The 25,112-nt window shown below is 70.8% G+C and carries 19 protein-coding genes and 3 pseudogenes; 13 read left to right on the top strand and 9 right to left on the bottom strand.

The genetic code is table 11. The features are described 5' to 3' along the window. From ACFU53_RS16500 to ACFU53_RS16490, 3 genes and pseudogenes are all read left to right on the top strand, one after another. Positions 1 to 3,275: pseudogene (locus tag ACFU53_RS16500) on the top strand (hypothetical protein); the annotation flags it as partial. After that, positions 3,272 to 5,983, top strand: a complete 2,712-nt coding sequence (locus ACFU53_RS16495; RefSeq protein ID WP_383991915.1) for a right-handed parallel beta-helix repeat-containing protein — start codon at positions 3,272 to 3,274, stop codon at positions 5,981 to 5,983. The pseudogene ACFU53_RS16500 and the gene ACFU53_RS16495, both read left to right, overlap by 4 nt. Before the next feature lie 65 nt (positions 5,984 to 6,048). After that, entirely contained in the window at positions 6,049 to 6,930 is an 882-nt protein-coding gene (locus ACFU53_RS16490) for a hypothetical protein (RefSeq protein ID WP_383991912.1), read from the top strand. A 21-nt stretch (positions 6,931 to 6,951) separates the two neighbouring features. Here ACFU53_RS16490 and ACFU53_RS16485 read toward each other — a convergent pair whose 3' ends face one another. Continuing rightward, positions 6,952 to 7,347, bottom strand: coding sequence for a MazG nucleotide pyrophosphohydrolase domain-containing protein (locus ACFU53_RS16485; protein WP_383991909.1), 396 nt, complete (start codon positions 7,345 to 7,347; stop codon positions 6,952 to 6,954). Positions 7,348 to 7,551: 204 nt separating this feature from the next. Here ACFU53_RS16485 and ACFU53_RS16480 point away from each other — a divergent pair, with 204 nt between their 5' ends. Continuing rightward, positions 7,552 to 8,691, top strand: a complete 1,140-nt coding sequence (locus ACFU53_RS16480) for a peptidoglycan recognition family protein (protein WP_383991906.1) — start codon at positions 7,552 to 7,554, stop codon at positions 8,689 to 8,691. A 124-nt stretch (positions 8,692 to 8,815) separates the two neighbouring features. Then, complete coding sequence (locus ACFU53_RS16475) at positions 8,816 to 9,814, top strand: TAXI family TRAP transporter solute-binding subunit (protein WP_383991903.1); 999 nt, start codon at positions 8,816 to 8,818, stop codon at positions 9,812 to 9,814. Between the two features lie 77 nt (positions 9,815 to 9,891). Here ACFU53_RS16475 and ACFU53_RS16470 read toward each other — a convergent pair whose 3' ends face one another. Beyond that, complete coding sequence (locus ACFU53_RS16470; RefSeq protein WP_383991900.1) at positions 9,892 to 11,304, bottom strand: ATP-binding protein; 1,413 nt, start codon at positions 11,302 to 11,304, stop codon at positions 9,892 to 9,894. Positions 11,305 to 11,313: 9 nt separating this feature from the next. Then, positions 11,314 to 12,000: a response regulator transcription factor gene (locus tag ACFU53_RS16465; RefSeq protein ID WP_037700951.1), complete on the bottom strand. Its 687-nt coding sequence runs from the start codon at positions 11,998 to 12,000 to the stop codon at positions 11,314 to 11,316. Between the two features lie 320 nt (positions 12,001 to 12,320). Here ACFU53_RS16465 and ACFU53_RS16460 point away from each other — a divergent pair, with 320 nt between their 5' ends. The 7 genes from ACFU53_RS16460 (at position 12,321) to ACFU53_RS16430 (ending at position 18,443) form a co-directional block, all read left to right on the top strand. Next, a complete protein-coding gene (locus ACFU53_RS16460; protein WP_383991897.1) occupies positions 12,321 to 13,097 on the top strand; it encodes an amino acid ABC transporter ATP-binding protein in 777 nt (258 codons plus the stop codon). A gap of 82 nt (positions 13,098 to 13,179) precedes the next feature. Next, a complete protein-coding gene (locus ACFU53_RS16455) occupies positions 13,180 to 14,034 on the top strand; it encodes a glutamate ABC transporter substrate-binding protein (RefSeq protein WP_383991894.1) in 855 nt (284 codons plus the stop codon). A 123-nt stretch (positions 14,035 to 14,157) separates the two neighbouring features. After that, positions 14,158 to 14,835, top strand: coding sequence for an amino acid ABC transporter permease (locus tag ACFU53_RS16450; RefSeq protein ID WP_383991891.1), 678 nt, complete (start codon positions 14,158 to 14,160; stop codon positions 14,833 to 14,835). Then, positions 14,832 to 15,755: an amino acid ABC transporter permease gene (locus ACFU53_RS16445; RefSeq protein WP_383991888.1), complete on the top strand. Its 924-nt coding sequence runs from the start codon at positions 14,832 to 14,834 to the stop codon at positions 15,753 to 15,755. Before ACFU53_RS16450 ends, ACFU53_RS16445 begins: the two co-directional genes overlap by 4 nt. A gap of 198 nt (positions 15,756 to 15,953) precedes the next feature. After that, a complete protein-coding gene (locus ACFU53_RS16440) occupies positions 15,954 to 17,645 on the top strand; it encodes an FAD-dependent monooxygenase (RefSeq protein ID WP_383991885.1) in 1,692 nt (563 codons plus the stop codon). Between the two features lie 130 nt (positions 17,646 to 17,775). Next, positions 17,776 to 17,823 (top strand): hypothetical protein, encoded by a 48-nt coding sequence (locus tag ACFU53_RS16435; RefSeq protein WP_309506048.1) that lies wholly within the window; start codon positions 17,776 to 17,778, stop codon positions 17,821 to 17,823. 80 nt (positions 17,824 to 17,903) lie between these two features. Next, complete coding sequence (locus ACFU53_RS16430; protein ID WP_383991882.1) at positions 17,904 to 18,443, top strand: cysteine dioxygenase; 540 nt, start codon at positions 17,904 to 17,906, stop codon at positions 18,441 to 18,443. A gap of 191 nt (positions 18,444 to 18,634) precedes the next feature. Here ACFU53_RS16430 and recX read toward each other — a convergent pair whose 3' ends face one another. The 4 genes from recX to ACFU53_RS16410 form a co-directional block, all read right to left on the bottom strand. Further along, the gene (recX, locus tag ACFU53_RS16425; RefSeq protein WP_383991880.1) at positions 18,635 to 19,570 is read right to left on the bottom strand and encodes a recombination regulator RecX; all 936 of its coding nucleotides are present in this window, start codon (positions 19,568 to 19,570) and stop codon (positions 18,635 to 18,637) included. Between the two features lie 4 nt (positions 19,571 to 19,574). Continuing rightward, positions 19,575 to 20,702 (bottom strand): recombinase RecA, encoded by a 1,128-nt coding sequence (gene recA / locus ACFU53_RS16420; RefSeq protein ID WP_383991877.1) that lies wholly within the window; start codon positions 20,700 to 20,702, stop codon positions 19,575 to 19,577. A gap of 295 nt (positions 20,703 to 20,997) precedes the next feature. Next, positions 20,998 to 22,437, bottom strand: coding sequence for an AI-2E family transporter (locus ACFU53_RS16415; protein ID WP_383991924.1), 1,440 nt, complete (start codon positions 22,435 to 22,437; stop codon positions 20,998 to 21,000). A 208-nt stretch (positions 22,438 to 22,645) separates the two neighbouring features. Next, positions 22,646 to 22,840, bottom strand: coding sequence for a DUF3046 domain-containing protein (locus ACFU53_RS16410; protein ID WP_383991874.1), 195 nt, complete (start codon positions 22,838 to 22,840; stop codon positions 22,646 to 22,648). A gap of 79 nt (positions 22,841 to 22,919) precedes the next feature. Here ACFU53_RS16410 and ACFU53_RS16405 point away from each other — a divergent pair, with 79 nt between their 5' ends. Further along, on the top strand, positions 22,920 to 23,864 hold the full coding sequence (locus ACFU53_RS16405) for a hypothetical protein (RefSeq protein WP_383991871.1): 945 nt from the start codon (positions 22,920 to 22,922) through the stop codon (positions 23,862 to 23,864). Positions 23,865 to 23,984: 120 nt separating this feature from the next. On the opposite strand, the pseudogene ACFU53_RS16400 reads toward ACFU53_RS16405, so the two are convergent. Further along, positions 23,985 to 24,295: pseudogene (locus ACFU53_RS16400) on the bottom strand (AzlD domain-containing protein). Beyond that, a pseudogene (locus ACFU53_RS16395) lies at positions 24,292 to 24,861 on the bottom strand (helix-turn-helix transcriptional regulator); the annotation flags it as partial. The pseudogenes ACFU53_RS16400 and ACFU53_RS16395, both read right to left, overlap by 4 nt. Positions 24,862 to 25,112: the final 251 nt, after the last annotated feature.

The raw sequence follows: 25,112 nt of genomic DNA, 5'->3' as shown, positions 1-25,112 counted from the left end.
ACGTCCAACTCCCCGGCGGCCGGGGCATGTTCCGCTTCGACGCCGACGCCCCCGGCGGCGTACCGCAGGTGCTGGAATCGGCGGGCCGTGAACTGCCGGGCTTCCGCGCCGAGTTGCTCGACGACGGCCGGATCGCCCTGGTCCCCACCGGACCGGCCGCCCAGCCCCTGGAGCGAACGGTGTTCGATCCGGCGGGCAAGCTGCTGGAGGAGACCGTCGCCGTACGGGTCAAGGGCGGAAAGGTCAACGGCCAGTACTGGAAGATCGACCACGCGACCGGCCAGGCCGTACGGCTCGACTCCTCGGGCACCCCGCTCACCGGCCGCTTCGACACGGCCAAGGTGGAGCAGTCCGCCACCGGTCGGATCAAGCTGATCGGCGAGGGCAAGGTGACGCTGTTCGAGCGCGAGGTGCTCGGCAACGGCAATGTCCTCCACCTCGATCTGGACCGGTCCGGCCGGGCCCGCTGGACCGAGTTCGACGAGGCCGGGAACAAGCTGCGGGCCGGGGAGCGGGTCTTCGACAGCGACCGCAGGACCTTCCACGACACGCTTCCCTACCGCTGGGCCCCGATGGACGTCCTCGATGTGCGCACGTACACCAAGACCCTCGACGGCGGTCTGATCCGGGCGGAGAAGAACACGAAGGGCGACTGGGTCTGGACGCGTTTCGACAAGGACGGCACCGAGGTGCTGCACGGCACACGCGACTGGTCCTGGACCCGGATCGGCTACAAGGACACGTATCCCGACCCCGCCACCGGGCAGCAGGCCGTGGCCCAGCGGCGTGGCGACGTATGGCCGTTGGACGGCTACCACGGCTCCCGTCAGTATCTGGAGCACCCGGTGCTGTCCGGCCCCGCCCCCGGCGGGATGCGGGCGAACCCCCTGGTGCACACTGCCGTCGGCCCGAACAACAAGCCGATCGACTTCATCGACGAACTCACCGAGGAGCTGACGCAACTCGCCGACGGCGGCACCCTGCATGTCGCCCGGATCTCCGACCAGCGCCTCCCGGCGGCGGCCTGGTACCCGAGCGCGGGCCACGGCCGGTTCGACGGATTCTTCCGGAACTTCATCACCGGCGACTCCATGTTCCAGGTGTCCAAGTGGACGGAGACCGCCGCCGACGGCACCAAGCTGCGCGGCGTCCGTCTGGTCTCGCACGGCGGTCACAGCTGGCAGGACGTCGACCGGTTCGGCCGGATCGTCCGGGAGACCCGCACCCTGGAGAACGGCAACGTCATCGAGGTGGGCCGCAGCGCGACCGATCCCAAGCAGTGGGCCCCGGCCCCGAAGTGGAACGGCGCGGCGGACTCGTACGAGTTGCCCTGGCTGGACACGAAGACCGGCACCACCGGCACCCGGCACGTCTCCGCCGACGGCGGCTTCGTGGACGTGTTCAAGGACGCGGACGGCAACGAGCTGCTGTCCATGCGCTCGCAGGGCACCGGCGTGCGCGAGTACCTCGCCGAGAACCCGGCGCGCGGCATCGGCGCCGACGACGTCTCCGGGGTCTGGGTGGACAAGAACACCCAGCTGCAGATCACCGGCCGACGCGACCACTGGGACGATCTGTACGTCGAGTCCCACGGCAACCCCCGCAAGGACCGCTGGACCTGGAAGGCCACCGGCCCGGACGGCGAGGTCACCGAGGGCATCCGGATCCAGAACCGCGGCTCGCTGGTACACACCCGGACCTGGGACGACTCGTTCACCGACTTCGAGAGGCTGCCGAACGGCCGGCGGGGCGACGCGATCCGGGAGCGCGACGCCACCGGCGACGGCTCCGTCTGGATCGACGCCACCCGCGGGTCCGACGGCACCTGGTCCTGGCAGAAGATCGACGCCGACGGCACGGTCGGCTCGAAGGGCATGCGCACCTACCAGGACCTCGCCAAGGGCCGCTGGAGCGACCACATCGGCACCGACGTCGTACGGTTCCGCGACGGCGGCCGGGTCCGCGAGTACGCGTACACGGTGAACCAGTCCGCCGTCGCACCGCCCGTGGACTCCGGCCGGATCACCCTGTCCGATCTCCTCTCCCAGTCGGCGCGCCACTTCGAGCCGGACGTCTCCGCCACCGTGAACCGGGAGATCTGGCAGGAGTTCGACATGGGCAAGGTGGTCCACCGCCGTGATCCGGTGGAGGGCTTCGAGGGCCGGTTCCGGGAGACGGAATCGCTGTGGAACCAGTGGCGCGAGTACCAGGACGGCCGGCTGGTGGCCCAGCGCACCATCACCGGCCGGGTCTGGGGCACCGACGCCTTCGGCCGCTGGTCGAACTTCGACATCGCCAAGCTGCCGGAGATCAGCAGTCTGCCCAAGGTCGGCGGAGAGGTGGGCCTCGACGGGCACCGCAGCTGGCGGCTCATCGGGCGCGAGGTGGACTTCCGCGGCTACACCACGGAACTGCGCGGCTTCAACCGTGAGTTCCGCGATGTGTTCCACGAGATCTGGACCGGCGTCGACGACGGCTCCTCGGCCGCGATGCCGATGTGGCGGCACCAACTGCGCAAGGCCGTCCTCGACTTCACCACGGGCTACCTGATCGAGTTCGGCACCAGCTTCGCCGTCTCCGCCATCACCGCGGACCTCGGCAACACCAGGTTCGACCCGACCACGGCCCTCCAGCGGGCGGCCCTCAACGGTGCCATCGGCGGCGGCATCCGCGTCGGCGTCAACGTCGCATACGACACCACACGCCTCGGCTACCTCAAGTACGGCCTGACCAACCTCGACCAGGGCATGGACTTCAACCGCCACCCGCTGGCCTCCAAGGACGACTGGGACGGCGAGTGGACCGTGTTCGAGAACCCCACCCGCTGGCGCTCCGGTTCCTACGACTTCTTCAACAACCTGGGAGTCGGTGTCCTCACCGGTTTCGTCAACAACGCCGTCAACGCGGCCGTGTTCGGGGTGAACGGGCAGAAGCGCACCGGCCTCGACGCCCTCGAAGCCGGTGCCTGGGGCGCGGCGGGTTCGGCCTTCGCGGGCATCACCAGCGGACTCCTCCGCTACACCTGGCACGCCACCGCGGGCTCGCGGATCTTCCACCGCGGTGGCCCCGGCGAGCTGATCTGGCAGGCCGCCGAGGCACTGGGCGCGGGCACCCTCAACTACGGGATCAACAACAAGGACACGGCCAACATCCAGCCGACCCGCGCCTTCCCGTCCTCGAGCAGCACGCCCACCACACCGGCCCCGGCACCCACACCACCGCAGCCGTTGACCATCGACCCGGCCGCTCTCCCCGACGGAACGGAACTCCTGTGACCCCCACCTCCACCGTGCACCGGGTCGCCCCCAAGGGCCGCGGCACGCACCGCAGCATCGCCTCCGCCGTACGCGCCGCCCGCGACGGCGACGAGATCCGGATCGCCCCGGGCGAGTACGTCGAGCAATTGCTCCTCGACCGCGCGGTGCGGCTGCTGCCCGAGGACGGCCCGGAGCACGCCGTACGGCTGCTGGCCGCGTCCCCCGGCCGCCCCGTGCTGGAGGTCACCGCCCCGGGCGTACGGGTCGAGGGCCTCGCCCTGACCGGCCAGGACCCGGCGCTGCCCGCGGTGCTGGCGGGCGCCGGCGATCTGGAGCTGGAGCGCTGCGAGATCTCCGGCGGCCGGGTCGAGGCGGGCGGCGACGCGGCGCTCACGCTGACGGACTGCCGGGTGGCGGGGGCCGAGCTGGCCGCCGTGCACCTCAACACCACCGGATCGGCACGGCTGACCAGGGTCGTCGTCGAGGACATCGAGGGCACCGGAGTCGTCATCGGCGCCCGGGCCGTCGCCGAGGCCACCGAACTGACCGTACGACGGGTCACCGGGTCCGGCGTCCGCGTACGGGGCGCCGCCCGGGCGGTGCTGCGCGAGTGCCGGATCTCCGGGCCGGGCCGCAGCGGTCTGCTGGTGGAGGACGAGGCGGCCGTCGCCGCACTGGACTGCCGGGTGGCGGAGACGGCCGCCGAAGGCGTGCGGGTGCTGAGCAGTTCGACGCGCCCCGAGGGTTGGGAAGACACCGTGAACCGGGAAGGCCGCGAGGGACGGGAGAGCGCGGACGGCGGCGTCCTGCTGACCCGCTGCGAGATCCTGCGCACCGGCACGGACGGGGTCGCCGTCTCCGGCACCGGGGACGTCCTGCTGCTGAACTGCCGGCTGCGGGACGGCTCGGGGCCCGGTGTGAGCGCGGACGGCGAGAGCCGCGTGGAACTGGTGGACTGCCAGGTCGACCGGGCGCACGGCTCGGGTCTGGTGGCCCGGGGCTCGGCCCGGCTGACCGCCGAGGGCACGTCGGTGACCGGCAGCCGGGCCAACGCGCTACTGGCGGGCGACCGTTCCGAGGTCCGCGTGGCCGCCGGTGACATGACGGAGTCCTCGTTCAGCGCGGTGCACGCCTGCGACGACTCCCGGGTGGCGCTCACGTCGTGCCGTATCGCCTCGACACCGGAGCACGGGATCCGGGCCACCGACCGTGCCGGGCTCACCGTCGAGGGCGGCCGCATCACGGACTGCGGCCTGTCCGGGGTGCGGATCGACAGCGCGGCCGAGGCCCGGATGCGCGGCCTTTCGGTGGTGCGCGGCCGGGCCGGGATCACCACCGAGTCGACGGGGACGGTGGTCCTGGAGGAGTGCGACGTGACGGACGCCGAGCGGGCCGGGATCTCCTGCGGCACGGGGACGGCCCCGGTGCTGCGGGACTGCCGGATCAGCGGGACCGGCACCGCCGGACTGGTGATCGGCGAACGCGCCACGCCCAGCGTCGAGGGCTGCACGGTCCGGGACGCCGCCGGCTCCGGTCTGGTGGTGGGCCCGCAGGCCGAACCCCGGGTCAGGTCCGTCACCGTGGCCAGGACCGGCAAGAACAGCCTGTTCGTCGGCGAAAAAGCGCGCGGCACCTTCGAGGACTGCGTTTTCGCCGGAGCGGGCAGCGACGGCTCGGCCTTCCCGGCGCTGCACGTGTCGGCCGGCGGCGCCCCCGTCCTGCGCGGCTGTCTGATCCGGGACACAGAGGAGGACGTGGCGCTGGAGAAGGGCGCCCGCCCGGTGTTCGACGACTGCGTGTCGCGGGACGTGAAGAACCCGTCCCTGCCGACCGGCGCGGACCAGTCCCTGGCGGCCGCCGGGAGCCCGGGCGTGGACCCGCCGACCAGCGCGCGGGAGACCGAAGCGCCTCCCGAGGACACCATCGAGGACCTGCTCGCCGAACTCGACGGCCTCGCCGGTCTGGACCGTGTCAAGCAGGACGTCTCGTCCCTGGTGAAGCTGATGCGGATGGTCCGCCGCCGCGAGGAGATGGGCCTGGCCCCGCCCCCGCTCAGCCGCCACCTCGTCTTCACCGGCAACCCGGGCACCGGAAAGACCACCGTCGCCCGGCTCTACGGCCGCATCCTGGCCGCCGTCGGCCTGCTGGAGCGCGGCCATCTGGTCGAGGCCGACCGCTCGGCCCTGGTCGGCGAGTACGTCGGCCACACCGGCCCCAAGACCACCCGCCTCTTCCAACAGGCCCGGGGCGGTGTGCTGTTCATCGACGAGGCGTACTCGCTCACCCAGTACACCGGTTCGAACGACTTCGGCCAGGAGGCGATCGCCACCCTGCTGAAGCTGATGGAGGACCACCGCGACGACGTGGTGGTGATCGTCGCGGGATACCTCAAGGAGATGGAGGTGTTCGTCGGCTCCAACCCCGGCCTCGCCTCCCGCTTCAACCGCACTCTCCTCTTCGAGGACTACGGCAGCGCCGAACTGGTGAGCATCGTCGAGCACCAGGCCGCCCAGCACCAGTACGAACTCGCCCCGGACGCCCGCGAGTCGCTGACCTCACGCTTCGACGCGATGCCCCGGGGCCGGGGCTTCGGCAACGGCCGTACGGCCCGCCAGCTGTTCCAGGCCATGACGGAACGCCAGGCGTACCGCGTCGCCGAACTGCCCGACGCGTCGGAGTCGGACGTGATGACGCTCGAACCCGAGGACATCCCGCAGAACCCCTGAGCCACCCCTGGCAAACCCCTGTACGCACGCCCGCGCCCACGGACACTTCTCTAAGGACCGCTCCCATGCCACACACGCCCACCCCCAGCGACGACAGAGACGGCGAGTTCGCCGACCTCTTCGCCCGGAAGACCCGCACCCCGCTCCGCGGCTTCCTGCCCGGCCGCCGGGTGTGGACCGCGGTCGGAGGCTCCGCCGCAGCGGTCCTGGTGATCGCCGGCTCCGCCACGGCCGTGGCCGCCATCGACTGGGACAGCGGCTCCGCAGAGAAGGTGACGACGGCGGCCGACGAGCCCACCAAGGAGAAGTCCTCATCCGGCGACACCAAGAAGGCGGCCGTCGCCCCGTCGCCGAACGAGCAGGACAAGGGCAAGGACGGCCCCGAGGTCGTCTATGTCCCGGTGTCCGGCGGAGCGGGCTCCGGTGCGGGGGCGGGCGGCGCGGCTCAGTCGACCCCGGACGCGGACTCGCAGTCCGACACGGACGGCACCACCGGAGGCACCTCCGGCTCGGCCGGCACCCAGGGGAAGGGGAGCACCACCACCCAGAACACCGAGTCGCAGTCGACGGCCGACCCGCTGTGGGCCGACGGAAGCGTGGACACCGACTCCAACGACTACTGGGACCAGAGCACCGTCACCGTCAAGTCCACCGAGCCGCTCACCTCGCTCAAGGTCGTCGTGCGCGTCATCCAGACCGGCGGTGTGTCGAGCAGCGGCACCTGGACCTCCCTGGGTGACAAGGTGGCCGTGGGCCAGAACTCCACCAGCGACCAGCTGGGGTACGTCATCACGCTGAAGTCGGGTGTCACGCTCGCCCCCGGCACCTATGTCTTCAAGGTCCAGTACAACCACGCCCAGGGCAGGCGCGACGCGGGCCGCGACCTCTACACCGTCACCGCCGTCACCGCCGACTCGGACGACGAGTTCCTCTCCGGCCGCTTCTGAGCACCCACCCGGCCAGGGTGCTCAGCCGGTCCAGCCCTGCTCCCGCAGCACCGCCGACACGTCGGGCGCCCGGTAGTGGTCCCCCTTGAGCACCTTGCCGTCGGCCCGGCGGGCGATCCGGCCGTCGGGGCCCAGCTTGGTCATGTTGGAGCGGTGGATCTCGGCGATCACCGAGTCGAGGTCGATGCCGTGGACGAGGGCGGTGCCATACGCCACGTACACGACGTCGGCCAGCTCGTGGGCCAGCCGGTCGAGCGGGCCGTCGACCGCCACCTCGGCGACCTCCGCGGCCTCCTCGGCCAGCAGCTCGCCGCGGTGGGCGGCCAGCTCGGGCGAGACCTCGGTGGGCGCGGTACGGGCGTCGAGGCCGAAGGCCCGATGGAACTCGCGGACCAGGCGAGCGGGAGAGGAACTCATCCGGCGACCCTATCGACCGTCCGCCCCGCGTCGACAGTTCTGTCCGTCCCACACGGTCCTGACGCCTCCTTCCGCCCTCAAGTCCCTTCATGTAACGAAGCTTTGACGCTCCGTCAGGGTCGGGGGCGCTGGCGGAAGCAGTTACTCCACTCCGTACTCTCCGTTGTGTCTTCAAGTACCACCCCGAGCGATTGAGGACCCATCGTGAGCGTTCCCCCCACCTCCCCCACCCACCGTGCCAAGTCCCGGGTGACCCGTCGTGCCGTGATCGGCGCCGCCGGCGCTGTCGCGGCCGGCGCTGTCATCACGCCGACCGTGATGGCCACGACCGGCGACTCCGGTACCGCGGACACCGGCACGGAGGACACCAAGGCCGGCACTACGACCGAGACCTTCCCGAAGACCCGCAGCGAGGCCGCCACCGGCGAGGCACCCGTCGAGGCGGCCTTCCCCATCGGCTACGTGGGCGTCCGCTGGGGCGGCACCGACGAGACCACCGGCGGCGGCATCCGGCTGCGGGACGCCGACGGCGGCCAGGGCGCATGGAAGTCCCTCGGCGACGGCGGGTGCTCGGTGGCCAACGGCGGCGGCGTGCTGGTCGCGGCCGACCAGGCCGCCGGCTACGAGCTGAAGGCGCCCGACGGAGCCACCGGACTGCGCTCGCTCGCGCTCGACACCCTGCACGGCCCGGACCGGACGGTGACCGTGCCGTCCGACCCCACCCGCGTCCGGGGCGTCGAGTACCTCACGCGCGCCGCCTGGGGCGCCGACGAGTCGCTGCGGTTCAAGGCGGACGGCACGGAGAACTCACCGACCGCGTTCTACCCGTTCCAGACGATCACCGTGCACCACACGGCCATGGCCAACGACGACCCGGACCCGGCCGCCACGGTCCGCGCGATCTACCAGCTGCACGCCGTCACCAACGACTGGGGCGACATCGGCTACCACTTCCTCATCGACGAGGAGGGCCGTATCTACGAGGGCCGCTACTCCGGCGACGACGGCCTGCCCGCGCACGACGCCGACGGCAAGCTGGTGACCGCCTTCCACGTCGGCGGCTTCAACTCCGGCAACCTCGGCATCGCCCTGCTGGGCACCTTCACCGAGCAGGGCCCGAAGGAGGCCGCCCGCGCGGCGCTCACCAAGCTGGTGAAGGTGCTGGTGCGGCAGCACGGCGTCGACCCGCAGGCCCGCGTGACGTACACGAACCCGGTCAACGGCGTCCAGAAGGAGGTCGCGGAGATCAGCGGCCACCGGGACTGGCTGGCGACCGAGTGCCCGGGCGAGGTCATGTACCAGGAGCTGGAACGGCTCCGCGCGGCGGTGGCAACCGGCCACTGACCGCGTTTCCGCTTCCCGGCCGCCGGGCCCGTCGAGCGCGGGTCCGGCACGCCGAGGTCACAGCCTCGCACCGGATGGGTCCGACCCTGGCCGCCCGTCCGGTGACCTGGCAGGATCTCGTCGCATGGTCCAGGTACTCCCACGCATCGGCAGGCGGCACGCGCTGCTGGGCTCGGTGGCTTCGCTGGTGGTCCTCGGGCTGCTCGCGTGGTGGCTGTGGCCGAGCGAAGAGCCCCCCAGCGGGGCGATCACGCTGACCACAGGAGCCGAGCGGGGCGTCTACCAGGAGTACGGCAGCCGGCTGCGGAACGCGATCGCCGGGGACATGCCGGGTCTGGGGGTCCAGCTCATGCCGAGCAACGGCTCCCAGACGAACGTCCGCCGCGTGGCCACCGGCCAGGCCGACTTCGCCATCGCCGCGGCCGACGCCGTGCAGACGTACATCGACGAGGACCAGCCCGGTGCCGACAAGCTGCGCGGCGTCGCACGCTTGTACGACGACTACGTGCAGCTGGTCGTCCCCGCCGACTCGACCATCCAGAACGTCTCGGAACTGAAGGGCAAGCGGGTCGCCGTCGGGCCCGAGGGCTCCGGGGTACGGCTGATAGCCGAACGCCTGCTGGCAGCGGACGGCCTGGACATCGACAAGGACATCGACGCGCGGCGGGACACCATCGGCACGAGTCCCGCCGCCCTCCGTACCGGAAAGATCGACGCCTTCTTCTGGTCGGGCGGACTGCCCACGAAAGGGCTGACCGATCTCGCGGAGAAGGAGAAGTACGACTTCCGGTTCGTCCCGATCCGCAGCGACCTGGTGACGAAGCTGCACGACCAGGGCGGCGTCTTCAGCCACTACCGGACGTCCGTGATGCCCGCCGACGCCTACCCGGCCATCCTCACCGGCTCCGTGCCCACCCTCACCGTGGCGAACCTGCTCATCACCCGCGAGGACCTGGACCCCCGGCTCACCGAGTGGCTGACCCGCGTCGTCCTGAAGAGCCGGGACAACATCGGCGAACACGTCCACGCGGCCCAGGTCGTGGACCTTCGCACCGCCATCTACACGGACCCGCTGCCGCTGCACAAGGGCGCGGCGGCGTACTACCTGTCGGTGAAGCCGTAGCCCGGCGGTTCGGGTACGACGGCCCAGCGGTGCGGGGAGACGCCCTCCGGGTCCCGTAGGCCCCTGGAAGGCCCCTCTCAGGCCGGCGGACGCGACCGGGGCACCGTCACCGTCACCCGCAGCCCGTGCGGCTCGTGGTGGGCGTACGAGATGGAGCCGCCGCCCGCCGCGATCAGCGCCCGGGAGATGGAGAGTCCGAGGCCCGAGCCCTTGATGTTCTGGTGCGCGGTGCTGCGCCAGAAGCGGTCGCCGACGCGTTCCAGTTCCTCGTCGCTGAGGCCGGGCCCGCCGTCGGTGACGACGACCGTGGAGTTCTCGCCGTTCGAGGCGACCCGGACCTCGACGGTCTCTCCCGCGGGCGTGAACTTCAACGCGTTGTCGATCACCGCGTCCAAGGCACTGGACAGGGCGATGGGGTCGGCCCAGGCAGTGGTGGCCGGGCAGACGCCGGCCAGCGTCACGCCCTTGTCGTCGGCCAGCGGCGACCAGGACGCGACGCGCTCGGCCGTCAGCTCGCCCACGTCTATGAGCCGCAGATCGGACTCCGCGTGCTCGGCGAGCGCCAGGTCGAGCAGGTCGTCGAGGACCGAGGCGAGGCGCTTGCCCTCGGTGCGGACGGAGGCGATCTCCTGGTTGCCCTCGGGCAGTTCGAGCGCGAGCAGGTCGATGCGGAGCAGCAACGCGGCGAGCGGGTTGCGGAGTTGATGCGAGGCGTCGGCGACGAAGGCGCGCTGCTGTTCCAGGACGTCCTCGACGTTGTCGGCCATCTCGTTGAACGACCGTGCCAGGCGCCGGAGTTCGGGCGGGCCGCTGGCCACCGCGACCCGCGACTTGTGGCGTCCGGAGGCGATGGCGTGGGTGGTGAAGTCGAGAACGCGTACGGGCTTGAGGACCCAGCCCGTCAGTCGCAGTGCGGCGCCGACGGCGAGGAGCATCGCCGCGATCTCGCCCGCGCCGATGATCAGCCAGCCGCGCAGGATCTTCGAGCGCATCTGGTCGGTGGGCGAGTCGGTGACGACGGCGGCGACGACGTCACCGTCGTGGATGACCGGGGACGCGACGACGAGCCGGCCCTCCTGCCAGGGCCACACCTGTTTCGGGTCGTGCGGACGGCGCCCCAGCAGCGCCTCGTCGAAGGCGTCGAGCCCCTCGCCCTCGGTGGGTCTGCCCCAGTCGTGGGGGGCGTTGGCCATCGCCGACCGGTCCTTCTCCCGGTAGAAGACGCCGGCCTTGATGCCGTACACGCTGAAGTACTGCTCCAGCTCCCGCTGCAGGGTCTCACCGCGGCCGTCCGTGGTCTCCACGCGGGAGCCGCTCGGGCGTTCGGTGACGAACTGGGCGAGGGCCGCGAAGCGCGCCGTGTCGTCGATGCGGTCGACGACGACCTCCTGTTGCCGCGCCGCCGCGAGACTCACCGCGAGCGGGATGCCGAGGGCCAGCAGCACGGCGGCCATCAGGACGATGAGCAGCGGAAGAAGACGAGTGCGCACGCGGGCACGCTACGGCGTCGGGGCGACCAGCCGGTAGCCGACCCCGCGCACCGTCTCGATCAGGGCGGGCATCCGCAGCTTGGACCGCAGGGATGCGACATGCACCTCTAGGGTGCGGCCGGTCCCTTCCCAACTGGTCCGCCACACCTCGCTGATGATCTGTTCCCGGCGGAAGACCACCCCGGGCCGCTGGGCCAGCAGCGCGAGCAGATCGAACTCCTTGCGGGTCAGCTGGACGACCGAGCCGTCCACGCTGACCTGGCGGGTGGGCAGCTCGATGAGCACGGACCCGAGGCGCAGCCCGCTGTCGCCGGGAGCCGCGGCCTCGTCGGGGGCCCGGCGGCGGGCGACGGCGTGGATACGGGCGAGGAGCTCGCCGGTGTCGTACGGCTTGACCACGTAGTCGTCGGCGCCGAGGTTGAGGCCGTGGATCCGGGAGCGTACGTCGGCACGGGCCGTCACCATGATCACCGGGGTGCTGGTGCGCTTGCGGATCTTGCCGCAGACCTCGTAACCGTCCTGGTCGGGCAGGCCGAGGTCGAGCAGGACGACCCCGAAGCCGTTCCCCTCCGGGACGAGCGCCTGGAGCGCCTCCTCACCGCTGCGGGCGTGCGTGACGTCGAAGCCGTGCCGGGCCAGGACCGCGGAGAGGGCGGCGGCGACATGGTTGTCGTCCTCGACGAGGAGCAGCCTCATATCCGGCCCCTTCCAGCTCGGTCCGTATCGCGTTTCGGTCATTTGTGCGTCTCGGCTGGCACACATTACGCGGATTCGCATCTCGGGCACGCGCACATCGACGCATTCGCAGTCACACTGATGAGTGGGGACGCCGTCAAGGCCGTACGGGTTCCGAGCGGGTTCCGTTACCCAGCCGAAACGCCCCGCGCGGGCCCGTCACGTGCAGTGTCCGTCCGGCTACCAGATCGTTATGCTCAATTCTCGCTCAGATGTAATGACGCTGGTCGTCGCCGGTCACTACTGTCCTCCGAAACCGAGGAGGACGGAGCCACAAAGCGATGACCGAAGTTTCGGTGGTCAAGGACGCGGTGCCCGCGACCGAGGACCTGGTCGTCCTGAAGAGCGTCAACAAGCACTTCGGCGCGTTGCACGTACTCCAGGACATCGATCTGACGATCACCAGGGGCGAGGTCGTCGTGGTGATCGGACCCTCCGGGTCCGGTAAGTCCACCCTGTGCCGCACCATCAACCGGCTGGAGTCGATCGACTCCGGCGACATCCTGCTCGACGGCAAGCCGCTGCCCGCGGAGGGCAAGGCGCTTGCACGACTGCGAGCGGACGTCGGCATGGTGTTCCAGTCGTTCAATCTCTTCGCGCACAAGACCGTGCTCGAGAACGTGATGCTGGGGCAGCTCAAGGTCCGCAAGGCCGACAAGAAGAAGGCCGAGGAGAAGGCCCGGAGCCTGCTGGACCGGGTCGGCGTGAGCACCCAGGCGGACAAGTACCCCGCGCAGCTCTCGGGCGGTCAGCAGCAGCGTGTCGCGATCGCGCGGGCACTGGCCATGGACCCCAAGGTCATGCTCTTCGACGAGCCGACCTCGGCGCTCGACCCCGAGATGATCAACGAGGTCCTGGAAGTCATGCAGCAGCTCGCCCGGGAGGGCATGACCATGGTCGTGGTCACCCACGAGATGGGCTTCGCCCGTTCGGCAGCCAATCGGGTGGTGTTCATGGCCGACGGCCGCATCGTCGAAGAGGCTGTGCCGGACCAGTTCTTCAGCAACCCCCGCAGCGACCGGGCCAAGGACTTCCTGTCGAAGATCCTGCACCACTGACGGCCCTGCCGACGCCGATCACGGCCCCCGGCACCCGCACCATGACGGTCCGCATCTCTTCATCAGCCAAAGGATGTTCACCATGAAGCTTCGCAAGGTCTCCGCCGCAGCGGCCACCGCCCTCGTCCTCGCCCTGACCGCCACCGCCTGTGGTGGCGACGACAGCAGCAGCAACGAGAGCGGCTCGGGCTCCGGTTCCGGTGGCGGCGACAAGATCAAGATCGGCATCAAGTACGACCAGCCAGGTCTCGGCCTGAAGAACCCCGACGGTTCCTTCTCCGGCTTCGACGTCGACGTGGCGACGTACGTGGCCAAGGAGCTCGGCTACGAGCCCAAGCAGATCGAGTTCGTCGAGACCAAGAGCGCCGACCGTGAGAACGCGCTGGCCCGCGGCGACGTCAAGTTCATCGCGGCCACCTACTCGATCAACGAAGAGCGTCAGGCCAAGGTCGACTTCGCCGGCCCGTACCTGCTGGCCCACCAGGACCTGCTGGTGAAGGCTGACTCGGACATCAGCAAGGGCACGGACCTCAACGGCAAGACCCTCTGCTCGGTGACCGGCTCCACCTCGGCCGAGAACGTCAAGAAGGACATCGCTCCGAAGGCTCAGCTGAAGGAGTACGGCGGCTACTCGGAGTGCATCGCCGGTCTGCAGAGCGGCGCCGTGGACGCGGTCACCACCGACGACTCGATCCTCGCGGGCTTCGCCTCGCAGGAGAACTACAAGGGTCAGTTCAAGCTCGCGGGCCTGAAGCTCAGCAACGAGAACTACGGCATCGGCGTCAAGAAGGGCGACTCCGCGACCGTGGACAAGATCAACGCCGCCCTGGAGAAGATGGTCAGCGACGGCGCCTGGGAGACCGCGGTCAAGGAGAACTTCGGCCCTGCCGACTACAAGAACGAGCCTGCCCCGAAGATCGGCGACATCGTCAAGTAAGCGGGTATCCGCACCCAGCGCGGTCCTCGTAGTCGCGCCGCCGCCCGCCGCACAGTGCGGTAGAGGCGGCGGCGCGGTGCGTCGCCTGCCTCGTACGCCACACACCCGGAAGCGCGGGAGACAGTGTTCGACTTCCTTTCAAACTACAACGACCCAACCTTCTTGGGTGCGTTCTGGATGACGGTCAAGCTCACCGTCTTCTCAGCCATCGGCTCCCTGATCTGGGGGACGCTGCTCGCGGCCATGCGCGTGAGCCCCGTACCCCTGATGCGCGGCTTCGGCGCCGTCTATGTGAACGTCGTGCGGAACATCCCGCTGACCGTCATCATCGTCTTCACCTCGCTCGGCCTCGCCGACATCTTCCGGGTGACGATGGGTGCGGGCGGCGACGTCAAGCTACAGGCCTTCCGGCTCGCCATTCTCGGTTTCGTGGCCTACACCGCGGCGTTCGTCTGCGAGGCGCTGCGCTCCGGCATCAACACCGTGCCCGTCGGCCAAGCCGAGGCGGCCCGCGCCATCGGACTGAGCTTCACGCAGGTCCTCAGCCTCATCGTGCTGCCGCAGGCGTTCCGCGCGGTCATCGGACCGCTGGCCAACGTACTGATCGCGCTCACGAAGAACACGACCGTGGCCGCCGCGATCGGTGTGGCTGAGGCCGCCTATCTCATGAAGGGCATGATCGAGAAGGAGGCGCAGACCCTGCTGATCGGCGCGATCTTCGCCTTCGGGTTCGTGGTTCTGACCCTGCCCACCGGCCTGATCCTCGGCTGGCTGAGCAAGCGACTGGCGGTGAAGCGATGAGTTCCGTTCTCTACGACGCCCCCGGCCCCCGGGCCAAGCGGCGCAATGTGATCCTCACGGTGGTCTTCCTTGTCCTGATGGCCCTCCTCGCGTGGTGGCTCTGGCGGGCGCTGGACACCAAGAACCAGCTGGAGTGGAAGCTCTGGAAGCCGTTCTTCACCTCCGAGGCCTGGACGACGTATCTGCTGCCCGGTCTCGCCAACACGCTCAAGGCCATGGCGTTCTCCATCGTGATCGCCCTTCCCCTCGGTGCGCTCTTCGGCATCGCGCGTCTCTCCGACCACCGGTGGGTCCGCATCCCGGCCGGTGCGGTGGTCGAGTTCTTCCGTGCCATCCCCGTCCTGCTGCTGATGCTGTTCGCCAACGAGCTCTTCGCTCGCTCGACGGACGTCACCACCGAGCAACGGCAGCTCTACGCGGTCGTCACCGGCCTGGTGCTCTACAACGCCTCGGTGCTCGCCGAGGTCGTGCGCGCCGGCATCCTCGCCCTCCCCAAGGGCCAGACGGAGGCCGCCCAGGCGATCGGACTGCGCAAGGGCCAGACGATGTCCACCATTCTGCTGCCGCAGGCCGTCACGGTGATGCTGCCGGCCATCGTCAGCCAGCTCGTGGTCATCGTGAAGGACACCGCGCTCGGCGGCGTGATGATCGGGTTCACCGAACTGCTCAACGGGCGTGCGACGCTCGCCGCGTTCTACGCCAACGTCATCCCCAGTTTCGTCGTGGTGGCGATCATCTACATCGTCCTGAACTTCATCATCACCAGCTTCGCGAGCTGGCTGGAGCAGCGGCTGCGGCGGGGCAAGAAGTCGACCGGAGCGGTCATCCCCGCTGCGGCGGTCGGAGGCACGACGGCCACCGGCGGGGAGGGTGGCGGACTGCCCGGCCTCGGCACCTACATCGACAAGAAGGACACCTGACGATCGATCAGGTGACATCCGCCCTGGGTGTCCCCCGATTCGGTCCCCGGAGGGCAGTGGCATGATCGCCACTGCCCTCCGTCACTTGACGCAAGCACCGGCAATGGGTTGCATACGTTCTGTGATCGTGCACCCTGCTCCAACTTCCTGTTCACCCACGTCCGCCGGGACGTCACGTCGGGCAGGGGGCGTCGCGCCGTGGACCCGGTGATCATCGTCGGCGCGGGGCCCGTGGGGCTCACGCTCGCCCTTGCGCTGGCGCGGCAGGAGGTGCCGTCCGTGGTCCTCGACGAGGGGCCGGGGAAGGACGAGCAGCGGCTCGCGCGGACGGTGGTTCTGCACGAGGACACGGCCGCGCTGCTGGAACGGTTGTCCGGCGTCCCGCTCTCCCGGGCCGGCTGCCGCTGGGCCGGATGGCGGTCGATGCGGCGCAAGCAGGTGATGCGTCAGGTCCGGTTCGGGGAGGCCGACTTCGACGAGACGGACGTCCCGCCACGGGAGGGCTCGAAGGGCGCCCGCGGCGGCCCGGAGGATGTCGTCGAGGGCTCCGCCGACCTCCCCCCGCTCCACATCGCCCAGCACGTCCTGACCGCCGCCCTGCGCGAGGCCATCGCGGGCGAACGGCTCGTCAAGGTCGCCGTGGAGAGCCGGCTCGACGCGATCGAGCAGGAGAAGTCCGGCGTCACGGCCCACACCCGCGGCCCCAAGAGCACCTGGTGGCGGGGCAGTTACCTCGTGGGCTGCGACGGCCCGCGGTCGACGGTCCGCAAACTGCAGGACATCCGCTTCCCCGGCCGTACGGCGGTGGAACGGCACGCGGTCGCGGCGATTCGCGCCGAACTCCCCTGGCCAGGCGAAGCGTTGCTGCACCGCATGCCGCCGTGGCGCACGTCGGGCCCATCCGGCGGGGAGATCACCGCGCGGCCGCTGGACGAGGGTGTCTGGCGCCTGGACTGGCTCCTGCCGCCGGGCAAGGACCTCGTGACGCCCGAACTCCTCGTGGCCCGCGTACGGGAGACCCTCGCCGGCTGGACGGGGGGCTCCACACCGCCGTACGACCTGCTGGACACCGGCGTCCACACCGTGCACCACCGGCTCGCCCGGCGGTGGCGGGTCGGCCGGGTCTTCCTTGCCGGGGACGCCGCGCACCTGCTCGGGGCACTCGGCACCCAGGGCCTCGACGAGGGGCTGCGGGACGCCGACAACCTCGCCTGGAAACTGGCCCTGGCCTGGCACCACGGCCCGCACGAGGCCCTGCTCGACAGCTACCAGGCGGAGCGGCGCGCGGTCGTCGCCGCCCGGCTGCGCGCCGCCGACCAGGTGCTGCCCCTGCTGCGCGGCGGCAAGGGCCTGCGGTCGTACGTCCCCGGCTCGTCCCGTGGCCACGACGCGCTCCTCGCGGACGGATACCTGGGGCGCGGGGCACTGGGTGCGCCGGGGGCGTACTCCGACTCCCCGCTCATGCCTCCGCGCGCCGCCGCGGAGACTCCGGTCGACACACCGCTGGGCACCCAGGTCGTGGATGTGGAGGTGACCGCGGAGGACGGCTCCTTCGTACCACTCCGGGACCGGCTCGGGCGCGGGGCACTGCTGGTGGTGCTGATCGCGCCGGGTACCGGGGTATGGGAACGCAAGCACTGGATGAGCGCCGGGCTCATGCCGCGCCTCGCCGCCGCCGTCTCCGCCCTGCCGCACCACGCCGAGCTGCTGGTCGCCGAGACCTACCCGGGCGCGGGCGCCCATACCGTCCTCCTCATCCGCCCCGACGGCTACCTCGTCACCGCCCTGACCGGCGTACGCCCGGCCGACCTGTACGCGGCGGCCGAGGCGACGCTGGGCGGGGCGAAGCAGCAGAGCGAGACCTCCGGGGCGGCCGCTAGTTCACGGTGAAGCGCCCGAGCCTGTCGGAGCGACCGTCGCTGTGTGTCCACATTGTGACGGTCAGTTGACCGCTCCGCGCTGTCATGGTCTACTCCGGACCGTGACCGACACCTCGACGCGCCTGTGGCGGAGGGTCCATATGGACCTCGTCCGCTATGCGGGCTGCGTGTGTCGTCCGTCCTGCTGAATTCGCATCCCTCTTCATCCGCGCGCGCCGCATGTGTGCCGCCGCGCGCTCCCGAGCGAACGTACTTCAGGACGGTACCCGTGTCTGTGTCCCCCGTTGTTCCCCCCGCCTCCGCTCCGGCCGTATCCGCCCCCACGCAGGCGGAACTGTTCGACTTCGCGCGCCGGGCTGCCGTCGACGCCGAGCTGATCGCCTCGCTCCCGCTCGATCCCGAGGGCCGCACCTGGGTGCGCCTCGAAGGCCCCGGCGGCAGCGAGGCCTGGCTCATCGGCTGGCCGCCCGGCACCGGGACCGGCTGGCACGACCACGCCGACTCGGTGGGCGCATTCGTCACCGCCGCGGGCGAACTCAAGGAGTATTCGCTCGCCGCCCGGCTGCCCACCGACGGCTGGAAGACCCTCGAGCTCACCGAAGGCGTCGACCGCGAGCGGCAGTTGTCCGCCGGCAAGGGCCGCTCCTTCGGACGCCACCACGTCCACGAGGTGCTCAACGAGTCCGCCGAGGAGCACGCGATCTCCGTCCACGCCTACTACCCGCCCCTCCCCCGCATCCGCCGCTACAGCCGCACGGGACAGGTGCTGCGCCTGGAGCACGTCGAGCGCCCGGCCGACTGGCAGTGAGCCCCGGGCCCGAAACGGCCTGAACGGTCCGAAGGGCTTGGCACACGGGCAGGCTCGCGGTGAACGCCGTTCGGACGCAGCCGGGTCGTTCTCGTTCCTGTCCCCGCCCCCGAACCGCAGCCCTCGGGCGCCATCACCCGCCAGGATCCCGGCGCCCCGCGCTAAACACCCCTCGTTCGTTCCCCCTCGGCTCAGTACCCCTCGTCCACCAACCCCTCCGTGTCCTCCCCCTCTTCCTCCAGTGCCTGCCGGACCACTCGGAGGGCCATGCCCTCGGGGTAGCCCTTGCGGGCGAGCATGCCCGCGAGGCGGCGGAGGCGTTTGTCTCGGTCGAGGCCGCGGGTGGAACGCAGCTTGCGGGCGACGAGCTCGCGCGCGGTGGTCTCCTCCTGCTCGGAGCCGAGCTGGGAGACGGCCTCGTCGATCAGTGCCGAGTCGACGCCCTTGGTACGCAGTTCCCGGGCGAGGGCTCGCCGGGCCAGGCCCCGGCCGTGGTGCCGGGACTCCACCCAGGCGTCCGCGAACGCGCTGTCGTTGATCAGCCCGACCTCCTCGAACCGCGACAGCACCTCGTCCGCCACGTCCTCGGGGATCTCGCGTTTGTGCAGGGCGTCCGCGAGTTGTTTGCGGGTGCGCGGGGTCCCGGTGAGCAGGCGCAGGCAGATCGCGCGCGCCCGCTCAGCCGGGTCCCCTGAGGACTCCCCTTTCTCGGCCCTCGACGAGAAAGACGAACCCCCGTCCTGTGGACCCCCGTCGTCCGAGCCGTCGCCCGATTCCCCGAAGCCACGCCGCCGACCGCCCAGGCCGCCGCGTCCGCCACGCGCGTCGCCGCTCGCACCACGCGAGGCACCGCCACCACGCCGACGTGTGCCGACGGCCGAGCCCGCACCGGAGCGCGAGCCGTCCTCCCGCCGACCGGCGTAACCCTCGCCGTCACCGTCGTACGGGTCGTCGCAGGACTCACCGTCAGGGGGCCCGTCCGTGCCGTACGACGGCGTGTCGTCGTACGGTCCGAACCCGTACCCGTCCGCGGCGGATCCCCCGACACCCCCGCCGGTACCCCCGCGCCCCCGGCTCTCGGGGGCACTGGGGTATGCGTACTCGCCCCAGTCCGTTCTGCGCGTCACGGACTTAGCTCTTCGCCGTTGCGGCCTTGGTCTTGGGAGCCTTGACAGCCGACGCGGGCCCCGTCTTCGCGGCGTCGTCCACGGGCGTGGCCGAGACCGCCGCGTCCACACCCGGCTCGGCGGTGGGCTCTTCGGGCCGGACGCCGACGCCCAGCTTCTCCTTGATCTTCTTCTCGATCTCGTTGGCGAGGTCGGGGTTGTCCTTCAGGAAGTTACGGGCGTTCTCCTTGCCCTGGCCGAGCTGGTCGCCCTCGTACGTGTACCAGGCACCGGCCTTGCGGACGAAGCCGTTCTCCACGCCCATGTCGATCAGGCCGCCCTCGCGGCTGATGCCCTGCCCGTAGAGGATGTCGAACTCGGCCTGCTTGAAAGGCGGCGCGACCTTGTTCTTGACGACCTTGACACGGGTGCGGTTGCCGACGGCGTCGGTGCCGTCCTTCAGTGTCTCGATGCGGCGGATGTCGAGTCGCACCGAGGCGTAGAACTTCAGCGCGCGGCCACCGGTCGTGGTCTCCGGGGAGCCGAACATCACGCCGATCTTCTCGCGGAGCTGGTTGATGAAGATCGCGGTGGTCTTGGACTGGTTGAGCGCGCTGGTGATCTTCCGCAGGGCCTGACTCATCAGACGGGCCTGCAGACCCACGTGGCTGTCGCCCATCTCGCCCTCGATCTCCGCGCGCGGGACGAGCGCGGCGACGGAGTCGATGACGATGAGGTCGAGGGCGCCGGAGCGGACCAGCATGTCCACGATCTCCAGGGCCTGCTCGCCGTTGTCCGGCTGCGACAGGATGAGGTTGTCGATGTCGACACCGAGCTTCTTCGCGTACTCGGGGTCGAGGGCGTGCTCGGCGTCCACGAAGGCCACCTGGCCCCCGGCCTTCTGCGCGTTCGCCACGGCGTGCAGGGTCAGGGTCGTCTTGCCGGAGGACTCCGGGCCGTACACCTCCACCACTCGGCCACGCGGCAGGCCGCCGACGCCGAGGGCGACGTCGAGTGCGGTCGACCCGGTGGGGATGACCTCGATGGGCTCGTTCGGCCGCTCGCCGAGACGCATCACCGCGCCCTTGCCGAACTGCCGTTCAATCTGTGCGAGCGCGGCGTCCAGCGCCTTCTCGCGGTCGGTTCCTGCCATGGGTTCCACCCGGTTTGCTTGAGTCGATCGCTTCACGTGAAAGACGCTAACGCCTGCCACTGACAATGGGCCCCGACGCCCGCCCGGCCTGTGGATAACTCGGGCACTTCTCCACGAAAACCCTGCCGAACTCCCGCCGAGGGCCTCACCGAAGTCTCCATAAGAATGGATGTTCGATTTTAGTGTCAAGCGCACCACTCGGCACCCGGAAGACTTCCGGGAGAGCGGGTGGACGCGGAGGCGGCGGCCGATGAAGGAGCTCGGCACCGGGTGGAGGGCTACGGCGACAGCAGTCCTACGGGGTGCCGTCCTCGGGCCCGGCGCCGCTCTCGGGGCCCGCGCCGCTCTCGGGGCCCGCGCCGTTCTCGGGGCCCGCGCCGTTCTCGGGGCCCGCGCCGTTCTCGGGGCCCGCGCCGTTCTCGGGCCCCGCGCCGTTCTCGGGCCCCGCGCTGTTCTCAGTGCCGGGCCCGCCCTCGACCTCCGTGTCCCGGCGCGCGGTGTCGTCGTCCCGCCGTGCGTTCGCGGAGTCGTCCGCCGGCTGTCTCGTGCCCCGCTTCTGGTCCAGCTTCTCCTCCAGCCGCCTGCGCACGCGCGTAAGGACGTCGCCGCCGGTCCCGTCCTCCTCCGCTCTCCGGTGCGACCGCCTCCGCAGGCGGGCGAGGAGGTTGCCCGTGCCGCGTCTGCGGTGGCCGTGCACCCGGGGGTCGTCCGTCACGTCGTACCGCTTCACGTACGCCCCGAGGAAGGCCTGCAGGGTGGCGATGGCGGGGATGGCGATGAGCGCGCCCACGGCGCCGAGGAGCGCGGTGCCCGCGATGACCGATCCGAAGGCGACGGCCGGGTGGATGTCCACGGTCTTGGCGGTCAGCTTGGGCTGCAGCACGTAGTTCTCGAACTGCTGGTAGATGACCACGAAGACGAGGACCCACAGCGCATACCACGGGTTGACCGTGAAGGCGATCAGCATCGGCAGGGCACCCGCGAGATAGGTGCCGATCGTGGGGATGAACTGCGAGACCAGACCGACCCAGACCGCGAGCGCGGGCGCGTAGGGCACGTCGAGGTACTCCAACAGGACGTAGTGCGCGGCGCCGGAGATCAGCGCCATCAGGCCGCGTGAGTACAGATAGCCACCGGTCTTGTCGACGGCTATCTCCCACGCGCGCAGCACCTCGGCCTGCTTGGCGGGCGGCAGTACGGAGCACAGCGCGCGCCGCAGCCGTGGGCCGTCGGCGGCGAAGTAGAACGAGAACAGCGCGATCGTCAGCAGTTGGAAGAGACCGCCCAGCACCTGCGTGGAGACGTCGAGGACGCCGGTGGCGCTGTTCTGGACGTACTTCTGCAGCCAGTCGGAGCGGAGCAGCCCCTCCTGGATGTCGACGCGCTTGAGCTCGGTGTGGAAGCTCGTGTTGATCCAGCTGATGACGGAGTCGAGGTACGCCGGGAAATCCTCGACCATCTTGATGATCTGGCCGGCGAGCATCGAACCGAGCAGGGTGACGAACCCGGCGGCCCCGACCAGCGTGATCAGGAAGACCAGGAAGGTGGCGAAGCCCCTGCGCAGTCCCTTCGAGGCCATCCAGCTCACCGCGGGCTCGATCGCGAGCGCCAGGAAGAACGCGATGAGGATGTTGGTCAGCAGCCCGATGAGTTGGTGGAACGCCCAGCTGCCCAACTGGAAGACGGCGACGAGGGAGAGTGCCAGCACCATCGCGCGCGGCAGCCAGCGGGGCATGCGGCCACTCGGCGCGGCACCGGGCCCCGGGCCGGCCGGGGGGCCGGTGGGTGGTGTCGTGCCGAACGGGGACGCCTGGTGCTCGTACTGCGCGGTCTCGTCTGTGGGGGCCACGGGCCAAGTCTCGCCCACGCCACCGACAATCAGTCGCCGCCCCCGGATCTTCCGGTCCAACGACCGGCGTCCGCCTGGTGAAGTCCGTGGTTTTTCAGCGGTTTTCGGCCGGAACGCCCATGGTCGCGCACACCACGCGCCACACGTCCTTGGCCTCCCAGCCGGCGTCCAGCGCCTCGTGCACCGTGCGCCCGCCGAGGTCGGACATCACATGATCGCGCGCGAAGGTGTCGGCGTACCCCTCACCGAAGTGATCCGCCATCCGCTGCCAGAAGACCGTCAACCGCATGACTCCAGTATCCCGCCCCAGGGGGTGGGCCTGGCCGGGACGGCTTGCCGATACCGCTTTCCGCCCTACGGTCGGAGCCATGGCCGAAACCGGAGCATCCCCACTCCCCTCGTCGTCCCCGGCGCGCACCCCGCTGGCTCGCGCCGAACAGTTCGTCTGGCTGACCGCGCGTGTGCTGGAGCAGCGCCGCTTCGCGTACCACTTCCTGGACGGGGGCGCCGACCCGGTGGAGACCGCGTTGTCCGCCTACCGCAACGCCGACGAGGGGTACGGCCACGCGCTCGAACCCGATCTGCGCGGGCCCGTGAGCCAGCCGCTGCACACCGGGCACGCGCTGCGGGTCCTGGACTCGATCGGGCGCTGCGGCGGACAGCGGGTGGAGCGCGTGTGCCGCTATCTGACCGCCGTGTCGACCCCGGACGGCGCCCTCCCCGCGGTGCACCCCGCCCAGCGCGGCTACCCGGCGGCCCCGTTCGTGCCGATCGTCGACGACCCGCCCAGTGATCTGCTGGCCACCGGGCCCGTGGTGGGCCTGTTGCACCGCAACCAGGTGTGGCACGCGTGGCTGTTCCGGGCCACCGACTTCTGTTGGCAGGCGGTCGAGTCCCTGGAGAAGTCGCACCCCTACGAGGTCCACGCCGCCGTGGCGTTCCTGGAGTCCGTGCCCGACCGCCCGCGCGCCCGGGCAGCCGCCGACCGACTCGGCCGCCTGGTGCGCGAACACCGGCTCGCCACGCTGGATCCGGAGCGGCCGAACGACTACCCGGTGTCCGCCGGTTACGCACCGGGCGAGCACCACTACCCGCACGACTTCGCACACACCCCGGATTCCCTCGCGCGCACGTGGTTCACCGACGAGGAGATGTCCCGTTCCCTGGACTTCCTGACGAGCGAACAGACGGAGGACGGCGGCTGGCCGATCCGCTGGCGCCAGTGGGCCCCGAGCACCGCCATGGAGAGCCGCCCGATCGTGACGATCGAGGCACTGCGTACGTTGCGGGCGTACGGCCGGTCGATCGGCTGAGGCCGGTCGACCGGCACGCGCGCGTGCGTCACAGACAGGGTGCACGCGCGCGTGTGTCGTACGAACGCGGGTCCAGGCACGCGCCCACGCGCGCGTGCCGCACAGCAGCCGCGTCAGCCGTCATCCCGTCATCGCCCGCACCCCCGCCGTCACGATCACCGCCGCGGCCACGACGAGCAGGAAGGGGGCACGGAGGAGCAGGGCTACGGCCGCTGCGGCCAGCCCTGCGGTCCTCGCGTCCAGTACTGGGTCGTGCCCGTCGGCGAAGGTCTGCTGGGCCGTGAGGGCGGCGAGGAGTGCCACGGGCAGCAGGGCGGCGAGGCGCTGGACGATCGGTCGTTCCGAAACGCCCTCGGGGACCAGGAGGCCGATGAGCTTGACGGCGTAGCATCCGACGGCGGTGACGACGATCGCGCGGCCCAGACGTTCATCGGCCCTCTCTTTGCCGGTCGTCCCGCCGGTCGTCCCGCCGGTCGTTCCGCCGATCCCGCTGTTGGCCGTCCTCGCCCTGTGGGCCGTCCTGTCCCGCCGTCCTGCTGATCCTCGGGTCGGCCTTCGCTCCTCCGGCGGCTCCCCGGTCGGCCACCGGCCCTGCGGCGCCCCTCCGCCCAGAGGACGATTGGAGCAGCCGACGCAGCCACCAGGACACCATGCGTTCCCGCTGGTACGCGCCCGGAGGCACGCCGACGATCCGGCTGAAGTGGCGGTTGCGATGAGGCTGGTCCGTGAAGCCGACGGCGACGGCCGCATCAGCGGGAGGCGTGCCCGCGTCGAGCAGGCTCCGTGCCCGGCGGACGCGGGCGTCGGTCAGCCAGGTGTGCGGCGGCATGCCGTAGGCCGTGCGGAAGGCCCGCAAGAGGGCGAAGGGGCTGGTGCCGAGGTCGGCGGCGAGCCGCTCCAGGGTCGGCTGGTCGGCCATCCGCGCGTCGAGCGCGGCACGCGCGCGTGCCGCGACGGGGGCTCCGGCCGTGCGGACGGCACGCTGGGGCAGCGGCCCGGTCGACGCCAGGCAGCTCCGCGTACTGCCAGTGCCTCGCCCGCTCCGCCGAACCCGCCATGCCCCCATTCTGCGTCGCGGACTGTCCGGAGGGGCGGGACCCGTGCCCGAGGGCGAGGCATGCGCGGTCACAGGCACCGCGCACGCCGCGCGGCGACTCGAGCAGGCCACTCACCCCACAGCACAGCAACGAGCAGCGAAGCCCGCCCTGCCTCCCCCACCTCCCGACCTCCCCGGCCTCCCCGGTCCGA

The organism is Streptomyces sp. NPDC057474, assembly GCF_042802555.1.
Lineage (GTDB): Bacteria > Actinomycetota > Actinomycetes > Streptomycetales > Streptomycetaceae > Streptomyces.
This window is presented reverse-complemented; position numbering and strand designations above follow the sequence as displayed.